Below are 12,778 nucleotides of genomic sequence, written 5' to 3'. Positions count from 1 at the left end.
CCCGGAAGCTCGCGCCCAACTACCGCGTGCTGCTTCACAACGATGATTTTAATAGCATGGAACATGTCATTCAGGTATTGATGACTAATATTCCCCACATGTCAGAAACTAAGGCGATTAGTGTGATGATGGAAGCACATCAAAACGAAATGGCATTAGTAATTGTCTGCAATCAAGAACATGCCGAACATTACTGCGATGTGCTCAAAAGTAATGGTCTGACTAGCACGATCGAGCCAGCCGAATAACAGCTTTTTAGGGAATAGCTGTCATGCTAATTGACGGGTCTCGATCGAGCCTTGGATACTAGACTATAATTCGATTTCAGGCTCGATCGCTCGTAAAATACCCAGTTTAAATAGCTCTTGACAGTAGATAATACATAGATTAGATTGAGAATATCTACAAGCGTCAGCAGGTTTGTCATGTAGTCCGCCGCCTCTCCACATTTAACTAGTAATTAATCGATTTTCATCGACGGTATTTCGCATCGGCCAATAATGTTGGCCTATTTTGCTGCGCCTGAAAACAGCTCGAAAAATCTTAATTACAACTTAGCGAATTACTTAATGTTGCCTTGAGAGGGGAACGACAAATGCTGATGCAAAAATATCCGCGCACCCCACATATTGAGGGTTCGAGGCGACAGCCTGGGGATGAAGATTTGGATAGCGTACCCTTTAGCGCAATCGCTAATGAGTATGTAGTAATTGAAGAAAAAGTTGATGGTGCTAATGCTGCTATTAGTTTTGACGCGCAGGGGCAATTGTTATTGCAAAGTCGCGGACATTATCTGACTGGCGGTCATCGCGAACGCCATTTTAATCTGTTCAAACAGTGGGCGCACAGTCATTATGCCGAGCTGTGGGATGTGTTGAGCGATCGATATATTCTGTATGGCGAATGGCTCTATGCCAAACATACGGTGTTTTACGATCGCTTGCCGCACTATTTTTTAGAATACGATTTGCTCGATCGATTCTCGTTCCGGGACGCTCCGCGAACGAGCGGTCAATTTCTGAGTACGGCGGCGCGACGGGAGTTATTAAAAGGATTGGCTTTAGCTTCGGTGCCAGTGTTATTCGAGGGTAAATTATCTTCCCACAAACAGCTCGTCAGCTTGCTACAGCAATCTCATTTTATTAGTTCCGAACATATCGATCGACTGCGAGAACTTTGCACAGAGCAAGGCTTGAATGCGGATCTAGCCATTCGACAAACTAACCAAAGTTCGTTGATGGAAGGTTTGTATATCAAGGTGGAGACACCCGAACTCACAATCGATCGATATAAGTACGTGCGAGCAGATTTTTTGACGACAATCTTACAGTCAGAAACTCATTGGCTCAATCGACCGATTATCCCAAATCAATTGCAAGTTGGTGTCGATCTGTTTGGAGCGGGATCGTAAATCATATCTGAGCTACGGCTAGATCCCCGACTTCTCGAAGAAGTCGGGGATCTGTCTCAACTATAAACACAAAATATTGCAATCTCAGCTGAAATACTATGATGATAGATACAGAAATTGACACAAATACATTCTGGAAATTTCCACATTGTCCGACAATAGATACACAGATAAATTGGACTAAAATCCTCACTCAATTTCCATTCCTACAATCGCTAGCGAAATGCGAACAAAACCCGACCTATCATGCTGAGGGAAATGTCTGGATTCATACCCAATTGGTCTGTGAAGCCTTAGTTTCGTTACCAGATTGGCAGGCGATGAATGCAACAGATCGATCGATCCTATTTGCTGCTGCACTATTGCATGATATTGCTAAACCATTGGCGACACAAGTTGCTGAAGATGGCAGTATTACCGCTAAAGGACACGTAAATTTGGGGGCGCGAATGGTGCGTCAGATTTTACAAGACTTGCAGACACCATTTGCCATTCGCGAGGCAATTGTAGCGATCGTGCAATATGGGAGTTTGCCAATCTGGTTTTGGGATAAAACCGATCCATTACGATCGATTATTAAAGCCAGTCAATTAGTTCGGTGCGATTGGCTAGCATTGATGGCAGAGGCAGATGTGCGGGGACGAATTTGTAACGATCGAGAGCGATTGTTAGACACGATCGAGTTTTTCAGGGAATACTGTCGGGAGCATAATTGTTTCGATCGACCTTATCCATTTGCTTCTAATTTAAGTCGGTTTATCTATTTTCATAAAGAAGCTGCCGACCCGACTTATGCAGCTTTTGATGATACCCGCTTAGAAGTAATTATGATGTGTGGTTTGCCCGGTACGGGGAAGGATTATTGGATCGCCCAAAATCATCCAGATTTACCAGTTATCTCACTCGACAGGTTGCGCCTAGAGATGGGAATTTTACCAACTGACGAACAAGGGAAAATCGTCCAAGCAGCGCGAGATCTAGCGAAGGCATATTTGCAATCTGAGACGTCATTTATCTGGAATGCGACTAATATTGTCAAACCGATTCGATCGGGTTTGATTCGGCTATTTGCAGGCTACCGGGCGCGAATTCGGATCGTCTATCTAGAAGTCCCGATCGATCGCCTGTTGCAGCAAAATCATGCTCGTCAGGCGCAAATTCCAACCCCAGTCATCCATCGTTATCGCGATCGATTAGAGATTCCCGATCTGACGGAAGCTCATCAAATCGATTATTTTGTAGAAGTGTAATTTCACGATCGCTAGCTACTTTTGGATTGTCAAATGCCCAAGCTCGATCGTCACTCGCTCGATTGAGCCGCGCTGCCAAAGTAACTTAGGGGCGATCGGATCGCTCCGATCGATTAAACTGGAGATCGCGATCGGCAGTGGTTTGCGCTGCATTTGACGATCGATATTAAAAATTCCTGTTAAATTTCAATTTCCCAATTAATCATATGTCCGAAAATATTGCCGCACTAGTTAACTCAGAGAATAAAGGCGATCGCATTACTGCATTGAATCTGCTCCGAGAAATCGAACCCGCGATCGCCTTTGGTTATATCAAACAATTGGTAACAGACACGAATACCCGCGTCCGCTATGCGGCAGTAAGCCAATTGGCAACATTAGGCTCCCAAGATCTGAGTGAGAGTTTGACGATCTTACGCGATCGACTCATCAACGATTCCGAGCCGGACGTTCAAGCCGCTGCTGCCGATGCCATCGGCGCACTCAAGCTGACAGACGCTTTTGACGATTTGCAAAATCTTTATGACACTACCCCAGAATGGCTGGTACAATTTAGCATCGTCGCGGCTTTGGGTGAATTGGGAGATCCTCGCGGTCTCAAATTATTGCAAATTGCCTTAACCAATGAAACTAGCCTCGTCCAAACTGCGGCAATCGGATCGATCGGTGAATTAGGCGATCGTAGTGGGGTTGAGAGTCTGATCTCCTTTGTCGCTAATCCCGACTGGCAGATTCGCTACCAACTCGCCCGCGCGCTCCGCAACCTGGGTGGCGATTTAGCTGCTGAAAATTTGGCGATCTTGGCGACAGATGAAGTCGAACAAGTTGCTAAAGAAGCGAGGGGATAGTTTCGATAATAAATGCTATTGCTGCGATAACCCGTAGGTACCCACAAGGGGCACCCCTACACAATTTACCTGTAGGGGTGCCCCTTGTGGGTACCCTAAAATCTACGATAATTACTAATGGTTTTGTACTGATGCAAGATGTAAATAGTTGAATTCAAGTGACGGACACGCGATCCGAACGCTTACTCTGCATGCAATGGGCGCAATTTGGACAGATGCTTATAAATTGCAAACTTGGTTGCAAGTCGAAATTGCGATCTCACCTCATACATCGAACGCTATACTAAGCTAGTTGAATTCAAGTGACGGACTCGTGATCGAACGCTATACTCTGCCCGAGATGGGTGCAATTTGGACAGATGCTTACAAATTTCAAACTTGGTTGCAAGTCGAAATTGCCGTCTGTGAAGCCCAGGCCGAATTAGGACATATTCCCCAGGATGCCGTCGATGAAATTAAGGCCAAAGCCAAGTTTGATGTCGATCGCATCTTAGAAATCGAAGCTGAAGTCCGTCATGATGTGATTGCCTTTCTGACCAATGTTAACGAACATGTGGGCGCGTCAGGGCGATATATTCATCTGGGGATGACTAGCTCGGATGTGCTCGATACCGCGCTAGCATTGCAAATGGTCGCGAGTACCGATCTCTTACTGGCGCGATTGGAAGATACGATTCAAGCGATTCGCTATCAAGCCCAAAAACATCGTAATACGGTGATGATCGGTCGTTCACATGGGATTCATGCCGAACCGATTACTTTTGGCTTCAAACTAGCGGGTTGGTTGGCAGAAATGCTGCGGAATCGCGATCGATTGGTGCGCGTCCGTCAGACGATTGCGGTGGGCAAGATTTCGGGTGCTGTTGGTACCTATGCCAATATCGAACCGCGTGCTGAAGCAATCGCTTGTCAGAAGCTAGGATTGACACCAGATACCGCTTCTACCCAAGTAATTTCTCGTGATATCCACGCTGAATTCGCCCAAGTTTTGGCTCTTATTGGTGCGAGTATGGAACGGTTTGCCGTTGAAATCCGCAATCTCCAACGCACCGACGTCTTAGAAGTCGAAGAATTCTTCTCCAAAGGTCAAAAAGGTTCCTCTGCGATGCCCCATAAGCGCAACCCGATTCGATCGGAACGTCTAACTGGGATGGCACGGATCTTGCGGGGTAATGCGATCGCGGCTCTAGAAAACGTGGCTCTGTGGCACGAGCGGGACATTTCCCACAGCTCGGTCGAACGCGTCTGTATGCCTGATTCCTGCATCATCACTCACTTCATGCTGGTCGAAACCACCAACCTGATCAAAAATCTGCTGATCTATCCCGAAAACATGGCGCGGAACCTCAACTGTTATGGTGGGGTGGTGTTCAGTCAGTCGGTGTTACTCGCACTAGTTGGGAAAGGCTTAAATCGAGAGGAAGCCTATTCGATCGTTCAATCCAACGCGATGTCTGTCTGGAATACGCTAGATGGCGATTTCCGCAAGGTTGTCTCCAGCGATCCGCGTGACACTGCACATTTGACACCGGACGAGATCGCCCATTGTTTCGATCCGACTCAGCATCTCAAGCACCTAGATGAGATTTACCAACGGTTGAGTATTTAAAAACTACTTGCTGCTAGAAATTACTGCCGATCTCAAATTCACACTTTGCTCGTCGGCAGTACTCAATCTCCATCTATCTCGTTATTTATCGATTACTTAAATGAAGGCAACTACCAAGGTCAAACGATCGCTTTCGTTATCGATCGTTAGTGCGATCTTCTTGTCTCTAATGAATTTTTCCACACTAGGATCTATAGCAGAAACTAGAAATTCTGCCGCTAGTTCTGTACCGTCAATATCTCAATTAAGAATCAATCTTAGGGGTAGTTATTACAAAGCCAGCGGCAATCAATTTATCGAAGGGAACGAGCAAATTCGGGGCATTCATCCCTTTGAATGCGTGGAATTTGCCTATGGTAGAGCGATCGAGCGTGGATTATTTAAAAATAAACAAGGGATTGGGGCGGTACTCAATGGCGACGCACATACTTGGGACGATCGCATTGCCGATAGTAGTTATCGCAGTCGGCTCAAAACTCAAGTGAGAGCCAATAGTTTTGTCGTGTGGGAAGCCAATCTCCAGGTGCAATGGCGCGAGGGGAATATGACTTATACTCATACCACCGATCCGACAGCAGGACATGTGGCGTTTGTCGAAAAAGTTTATCCCGATGGCTCTTTTCTGATTAGTGAAAGTTCGCGCAACTCTCCACCGAGTATTCGACTGATAAAAAGCCAGAATCCACTAGTTAAAGCAGCTAAATTTATTTACTTGTAACGACAATTTATAAGTAGCGAATGCTGAAGGTAAATACCACATTTTTTAGGTTCGTGAGTTACAGAACCCCGACTTCTTGGAGAAGTCAGGGTTCTAAATCAAAACTGGTATGCCCTATTAAAGTGCAATCTTTTATAGATCTAATTACCGTACTGTCTGGAACATCAAGTCTACAATCCTATACCGATGCCATCGCGCGGACGATATCGCCTTCGGTAATAATACCGATCGGATGTTGGTTTTCATCGACTACAGGTAAGCGATGAATTTTTTTATCGTGCATGATTTTGGCAGCTTCTGGCAGTGTGGTATCCGCAGTAATAGAAATCGCGTGAGGAGTCATAACTTCGCCAACGGTTTGACCCAAAGCTTTGTGCAAATCTCGATCGTATGTGAGTGGATTTTGGAAGTAAATTACGCCGCCTAAAAATATCATATACGGTGGCTGTTCTAATCCTTGTTCGCGCCACATGAGATCGGATTCGGAGATGACGCCAACTAGTTTTCCGGCATCATCGATGACTGGTAAACCACTAATATGTCGATCGACCAATAACTTCACTGCTTCTGATAGCTGCGTGCTCGGCGTAACAGTCAAAAGATCGCGGTTCATCCAATCTACAACAGTTTTCGACATAATTTACCTCGTCTACAGATGTGTATTAGCGTGGAAAGTTTGAGTAACGATCGCTACCTGGTCGCGAGCATAACTATGCTCTATATTTTTATTATAGTAGGGTGTGTTATCGCGCAAGCGTAACGCACCAAAGAGTAGTAGAAAATCTTCATCTATTAGTAAATAATTAGGGCTGGCGATCGTCAAGGATCGCCAGCCCTAAAATGTCGCTACGCAGCAGGGATAAACTTCATAGAAATACCGTTCATACAGTAGCGCAAACCAGTCGGCTTCGGCCCATCTGGAAATACATGTCCCAAATGTCCGCCACAGCGATGACAATGGACTTCTGTCCGAGTGGAAAATAAGGATTTATCGACTGAAGTCTCGATCGATCCAGGGAGCGGATCGTTGAAACTCGGCCAACCCGTGCCACTGTTAAACTTGGTATCGGAAACGAATAGCGGTAAATCGCAGCCAGCACAGACAAATTGGCCTTTACCATACTCTTTATCGAGAATACTAGTGCCAGCTCTCTCTGTACCGTGTTTGCGTAACACGCTAAACTGTTCGGGAGTGAGGATTTGCTGCCACTCTTCATCAGTCTTGGTAATTTCAAATTGGCCTTGTGTTTTTTCCATTGGGGGTGTCTGTGATGATAAAAAATAAAGTCCGGTAGCCGTACCGATCGGTACGAATGCAGCCGATAATAGAGTTCGTCTTTGCATCTGGTTGAGATCTGCGAGAGTTTGTGTAAAACCCCTCGTTGGCGTAGCCCCTCCACTGGAGAATCTCAACCTACGTTGAAAATTCAGGATTACTCGTATTTTAACAATTATCGAAAAGGTTAGGGGTTAGGGTTTAGGCTTTAGGCTTTAGGGGGTAGAGGAGTGAATAGTGAATAGTGAATAGAGGTTTTGGACGCAAGCGTCTTGTTGTTTTATTCCAGTCCCCCAGTCCCCCCGCTCCCAACTCCCCGCTCCCAACTCCCAACTCCCAACTCCCATGAAATTCCCCGATTTAAACACCCTCTCCCTGGCTCAACAAGTCGCCCAAATGGTCGTCATCAGAGCTTCTAGCCATTTATTCGACCATCAGATCCAGTATCCCGAATTTGGCGAACGCGATCGAGCTACGCTCAAACATTGGATTGCCGATCTCGGTGTCGGTGGGGTGATTTTTTGGGGTGGTAACGCGGGTGAATTGACACTACGCATCCAGCAGTTGCAAGCCTGGGCGACTCATCCATTGCTGATTGCTGCCGATATCGAAGAAGGGGTCGGACAACGATTTACCGGCGGTACCTGGTTTCCGCCGCCAATGGCTCTCAATGCGATCGCGCAGACAGACTTACCAAAAGCGATCGAGTATGCAAGGGCAATGGGCGCGATTACGGCGCAGGAGGCTCTAGCAGTGGGCATCAATTGGATTTTGGCTCCGGTAGTCGATGTGAATAATAACCCTGCCAATCCGGTGATTAATATTCGATCGTTTGGCGAAACTGCCGATATCGTCAGTCAGTTGGCGACAGCTTATATTCGCGGAGCGGCGGCATATCCGGTCTTAACCTGCGCTAAACATTTTCCCGGTCACGGGGACACGGGAGTAGATTCCCACTGGGAATTGCCCGTAATAACCCACGATCGCGCGCGATTGGAATCGATCGAGTTGCCCCCCTTCCGAGCGGCAATTACAGCGGGTGTCGATAGTGTCATGAGTGCCCATTTGATGATTCCCGCCCTCGATCCCGAAATGCCAGCGACGCTTTCCCCCAGAATTATGACTGAGGAATTACGTCACAATTTGGGCTTTGATGGGTTGATTAGTACCGACGCCTTGGTAATGGGGGCAATTGCCGATCGCTATGGCGCGGATGATGCGCCAGTGATGGCGGTAGCAGCAGGTTCGGATATTATTTTGATGCCTGTCGATCCCGAAATTGCGATTAGCTCTGTATGTCATGCGGTGGAGTCGGGGCTGATTAGTGCCGAACGGATTAAAGAGAGCGTCGGGCGGATTTGGCGATCGAAACAGAAGTTATTTCAAAACTGGGATGGTGTCAGCCTGACGCAGTCGCCAGTTAATAGTCAAGCTGATAATTTAACAACACTCGCCCAACCCCAAGCGATGGCGACCGCCAGCAGCATCTTACAAGATGCGCTAGTTACTCAAGGCAATCTCCCGCTCAAACCCGCTGCTGGCAAAAATGTCGTCATGCTCGAAGAGATTTTAGACACTACTTTCCTCAGCCGCAGTACTCCTGCCGTTACCATTCCTACCAAACTTGGCTATCAACTCCAGCTCGTCAACCGCCACAGCCCGACAATTGAGATTGCTCCCGACGATTCAGTCATCCTGCAACTTTTCATCCGTACCAGTCCATTTTCGGGCGGATTGGGCATCACCTCTGTAGCCAAACAATTATTTCAAAAATTAATCGCGACTAACCAATTACAGGGCTTAATTATTTATGGTAGCCCTTATTTATTAGCCGATTTTGCTCCACTGTTACCGCCAGAAATCCCCTGTGTTTTCTGCTACGGTCAAATGGCGGCGGCGCAGTCGATCGCGTTGACCAAATTATTTGAATTGTAAAATTAACCAGTAGAAGTATCCAGGATTTTTAGAGGATGTCTAAAAAGTCTAATTGCTTCGTTTACAGTGGGTAAATCCCCCTTCAAAAGGGGGACTTTAAGTTTAAGTCCGGTTCCCCCCTTTTGAAGGGGGGCTAGCGGCTCGCGCTCGCCTTTGTTCCCCGACGGTTTGCGGATGCGCGCTCTGGAGGTTTCCTCCAGGTTTAGCGCACCAAGCAGCGGCGCATCGAACGGGAGGTTCCCTCCCGTTTGTGTGCGACAAGACAGCGACCCAAATCACGCGGAGGTTCCCTCCGCATGTGTTTGGGTCAAGACAGCGAGACAAGACAGGGGGGATCTTCCAGGGTTTACGAGAATAATGTCTACTTTCCAAACATCCTCTCAGACATCCTCTTAGCAGTAAGCAACTTAACGATCGCGAGAAAATCAGTTAACCAATCGTGATTGAGCGATTAAATTCAGGAGCGATCGCAGCCACATCAAACAACTTATTGTTGCCATGCCGCCGCCGATCATCGCTAATAGTGGCTGGGTAGGAATTAATAAAATTGCAGCGATCGCGCTAATACTAGTCAAACAAAGATAGCTGATATTCCAATAAACTTTATTAATTAGGCTCACTGTTAGTTGCGATCGCTCCGACATTTCCAGTTCGGTTTGCTCCAATTGCTCTTCGAGGTTGCGGATGCGTAGTTTACTGGCATTAGGCTGGGTGAGTTTATGTTTGAGATAGCTGACAGCTTGTTTGCCAAATTTAGTAATGATATTCCCGCGTTCGGCAACGGCGATACTGCGGATAAACGGTTGTGCGGCAACGACTAAATTATATTCGGGATCTAAAGTGCGGGCGATGCCATCGAGTGTCGATAACGCTTTGAGAATAAAGCTCATTTCCGGGGATAATTGAAATGGCTGCTGGACAAATAGGGTGGTAACTTCACTCTTGATGCGATCGAATTCTTTGATATTCACTGGTCGATCTGTAAACCGTTCGAGCATGAATTCGATGACGCGTCGAATCGGGCGCAGATCTGCTACTGGCTCGACTAATCCTAAGGCAATTAAGTTATCGGTGACAGCCATTTCATCTTTTTTCATGACTGCCCAAAAAGTCTCAATCATTCGATCGGTTGAGATACACTTCAACTCAGCCATCATGCCAAAATCATAGACGACCAATCGACCGTCAGCCATAATTGCCATATTACCTGGATGCGGATCGGCTTGAAAAAAGCCATCGACTAGTAGTTGCTTGAGGTAGCAACAAATTCCGAGTTGATTGATTTGTTTGGGGTTGAAACCACAGGCTTCTAAGGTCGCGCGATCGTCGATTTTAATCCCTGGCAAGTAGCTCATCGTCAGCACTTTATTTGTTGTATATTTCCAGTGAATCTCTGGGGCTACAACAGATGCATCTTCCTGGAAATTATGTCGAAACCGCTCGGCATTTTGACCTTCTTTGGTATAGTTAATTTCCTGAAACAGCAGCGTAAAAAATTCTTGGTGGATGGCTCTGAGTTCTGCCGATCGCTTTTTTGGCAGTAATCGATCGACCCACCATAGCAATTTCTCAATTACTTGAAAATCGAGTTCAAATAACCGCTGTAAACCGGGACGTTGAACTTTGATAACAACATCTGTCCCCGTCAGCAGTTTGGCTTTGTGTACTTGTCCTAAACTGGCAGCCGCGATCGGAATCGGATCGAAGCGATCGAATAATCCGTCTATTTTGCTATCTAGTTCGGTTTCGATAATCGCGATCGCTTCGTCGGCATTAAAAGCTGGCACTCGATCTTGTAATTGACTGAGTGCGGCTGTATAAATCGGTGGGAAAAAGTCAACTCGCGTGGATAGCGATTGACCGATTTTAATAAAAGTCGGCCCTAAGGAGATCGTCGTGGCGACTAATCTTTGAGCGCGGCGACGATGATAGCGTTCGTCTGTCGTCGGCAAGAGCCAATCGCGCAGCAGTGACAAACTCCAACCGATCGCCGCCGTATAAATATCCCATTGTCTGGCACGACAGGAGTAATTAGCTCTTTGCCACCGAAACTTGGGATGACGGTGCGTTAGATCGGTCGCAACTACCGATCTAGGTAAGAGGGGTATCTGCTGTTGCGATCCGAGTTTCCACATAGTGGATGGCTTCCTCAAGTTATTGCCGTTCGAGCACTGCTGGAATCGTTACTGTAAAACAGGTCTTGGCGATCGCGGGGGTGACGGCCTCACTAGTCACGGTAATTGTACCTTGAATGTGGTCTACCATCGATCGCACTAATGCTAAACCCAGGCCAGTGCCAGCGATCGCTTGTTGAGTGATTCCCGTACCGCGCCGGAAGCGATCGAATAAATAGGGCAGATCGGTGGCAGCAATCGGCTTACTCAGATTGGTGACTTGGATCGTCGCCCGTTCTGGTTCGACTGCTAGCACCACATCAATCGTGCTTTTGGGCATCGCAAATTTACCGGCGTTGACGAGGAGTTCTTCCAAAATATGTTTGAGACTATCGGCGTCGGTTTCGATGTGGGATGAGTGGAGCGGTAGATGGAGGGCGATTTCTAGCGACTTGCTATCCGGCCAGCGATCGGTAACAACCGTCGCTTGCTCGGAAATAAATTGATTGAGCGAAATTTGTCGGGAACACAGCTCGACTTGGTGGGATTCAAACTGCTGGAGTTTGAGCAGATTGCTGACCAGTTCGATCTCGCGTTGGCACTGTTCTTCGAGAATATCCAGATACTGGGTGCGTCGCTGCGGATCGACATCTACTTGGCGCAACATTTTGATTGCCAACGACATACTCGTCAGCGGCGTCCGCAGCTCATGTCCGATCGCACTGATAAATTCATCTTTGAGATCGTTGGCATGCCGCAACTTATCCATGTGCTTGCGTCCAACGTCATGCAACTTGGCCTGAAGTTGCAGACTGGTTTGGACTTGAGTCGTCCGACTTTCAACCGCCAGCCGCGCTTGTTTGAGAGCCTTACGCTGGATTCTCGCCAAGGCGATTTGAAAGATTTGGCACTGGAGGAGTTTCAATTCCACGGGATGCCAAGCTCGCGATCGATCGTCTTGCAGTACCAGCCAACCCCACACCGCACCAGCATTGCGCTTACCGAGCGTACCCATCAGCGGAATCATGGCGATACTCGGTAGGCGTTCTGCTTGAAAGATCGTCCGATCGATCGCCGTACTCTGGCGATCGGTACCGTCAAAGATCGTCGGATTGGGAGCATTTGCCAGTGCCGTCTGACACAGGTGAGAATTTTCCAGCAAAAAGGCGGCTGGTAGCGATGGACGATCGCCCACTCGGTTGTCGATCGTGGTGACAACCTGAACTTGGGTAACAGTTTTAGGGCGCGTGGGTGCCGCTGGCAATGCCGAGCTGGCAGTGGTTGACGTAAGATCTGACAGTTCGCCGGTTTGGATTGGGGCTACTGTCGGTGGCACACTCGGACGATCCCATTCGGAGACTTCGAGCGGTAATTCGGCATTCGGATCGATCGCTGTGGTTGGCTCGGTTGGCTCAGTTGGTACGGCGGCTGGAGTACTCTCTGGCTGAGGTAGGGGCGCATCGATCGATTTGAGCGTCAATACCAACCCGCGCTTGAGTTGCAAGGCTTCGACCATATCCGAGACCGCAATCTCAAATAGTCGATCGATCTGCTGATTTTCGACAATTGCTTGCGTGAGGCGATAGTGCAATTGCGGGTAGATTTGGGAGATCTGGG

General features: G+C 47.5%; 12 protein-coding genes. 7 read left to right on the top strand and 5 right to left on the bottom strand.

The window, feature by feature from the left end:
- The 3 genes from clpS to RMO84_RS12415 all read left to right on the top strand — a co-directional run.
- The coding region (gene clpS, locus RMO84_RS12425) for an ATP-dependent Clp protease adapter ClpS (protein ID WP_310488766.1) at positions 1-248 on the top strand (248 nt) is incomplete at its 5' end.
- 347 nt (positions 249-595) lie between these two features.
- Entirely contained in the window at positions 596-1,411 is an 816-nt protein-coding gene (locus tag RMO84_RS12420) for an RNA ligase family protein (protein ID WP_310488765.1), read from the top strand.
- 98 nt (positions 1,412-1,509) lie between these two features.
- Positions 1,510-2,661 (top strand): AAA family ATPase, encoded by a 1,152-nt coding sequence (locus RMO84_RS12415; protein WP_310488764.1) that lies wholly within the window; start codon positions 1,510-1,512, stop codon positions 2,659-2,661.
- Positions 2,662-2,676: 15 nt separating this feature from the next.
- Here RMO84_RS12415 and RMO84_RS12410 read toward each other — a convergent pair whose 3' ends face one another.
- Positions 2,677-2,814 carry a hypothetical protein gene (locus RMO84_RS12410; RefSeq protein WP_310488763.1) on the bottom strand — a complete coding sequence of 46 codons (138 nt, stop codon included), beginning with the start codon at positions 2,812-2,814 and terminating at the stop codon, positions 2,677-2,679.
- Positions 2,815-2,867: 53 nt separating this feature from the next.
- Between RMO84_RS12410 and nblB the strand changes: the two genes are divergently transcribed.
- From nblB to RMO84_RS12395, 3 genes are all read left to right on the top strand, one after another.
- Positions 2,868-3,509: a phycobilisome degradation protein NblB gene (nblB, locus tag RMO84_RS12405; RefSeq protein WP_310488762.1), complete on the top strand. Its 642-nt coding sequence runs from the start codon at positions 2,868-2,870 to the stop codon at positions 3,507-3,509.
- A 313-nt stretch (positions 3,510-3,822) separates the two neighbouring features.
- Entirely contained in the window at positions 3,823-5,118 is a 1,296-nt protein-coding gene (gene purB, locus RMO84_RS12400; RefSeq protein ID WP_310488767.1) for an adenylosuccinate lyase, read from the top strand.
- A gap of 100 nt (positions 5,119-5,218) precedes the next feature.
- Positions 5,219-5,836, top strand: coding sequence for a CHAP domain-containing protein (locus RMO84_RS12395; RefSeq protein ID WP_310488761.1), 618 nt, complete (start codon positions 5,219-5,221; stop codon positions 5,834-5,836).
- 178 nt (positions 5,837-6,014) lie between these two features.
- Here RMO84_RS12395 and RMO84_RS12390 read toward each other — a convergent pair whose 3' ends face one another.
- A complete protein-coding gene (locus RMO84_RS12390; protein WP_310488760.1) occupies positions 6,015-6,473 on the bottom strand; it encodes a CBS domain-containing protein in 459 nt (152 codons plus the stop codon).
- 209 nt (positions 6,474-6,682) lie between these two features.
- Positions 6,683-7,093, bottom strand: coding sequence for a peptide-methionine (R)-S-oxide reductase MsrB (msrB, locus tag RMO84_RS12385; RefSeq protein ID WP_396135842.1), 411 nt, complete (start codon positions 7,091-7,093; stop codon positions 6,683-6,685).
- 364 nt (positions 7,094-7,457) lie between these two features.
- On the opposite strand from msrB, the gene RMO84_RS12380 reads away from it, so the two are divergent.
- Positions 7,458-9,047 (top strand): glycoside hydrolase family 3 N-terminal domain-containing protein, encoded by a 1,590-nt coding sequence (locus tag RMO84_RS12380; RefSeq protein ID WP_310488758.1) that lies wholly within the window; start codon positions 7,458-7,460, stop codon positions 9,045-9,047.
- A 425-nt stretch (positions 9,048-9,472) separates the two neighbouring features.
- Here the strand turns inward: RMO84_RS12380 and RMO84_RS12375 are convergent, their stop codons facing one another.
- On the bottom strand, positions 9,473-11,182 hold the full coding sequence (locus RMO84_RS12375) for an AarF/ABC1/UbiB kinase family protein (RefSeq protein WP_310488757.1): 1,710 nt from the start codon (positions 11,180-11,182) through the stop codon (positions 9,473-9,475).
- Positions 11,183-11,201: 19 nt separating this feature from the next.
- Positions 11,202-12,778: HAMP domain-containing sensor histidine kinase (locus RMO84_RS12370; RefSeq protein WP_310488756.1), on the bottom strand; the 1,577-nt coding region annotated here is incomplete at its 5' end.

Origin of the sequence: Chamaesiphon sp. VAR_69_metabat_338 (assembly GCF_031423935.1) — a bacterium.
GTDB lineage: Bacteria > Cyanobacteriota > Cyanobacteriia > Cyanobacteriales > Chamaesiphonaceae > Chamaesiphon.
This window is presented reverse-complemented; position numbering and strand designations above follow the sequence as displayed.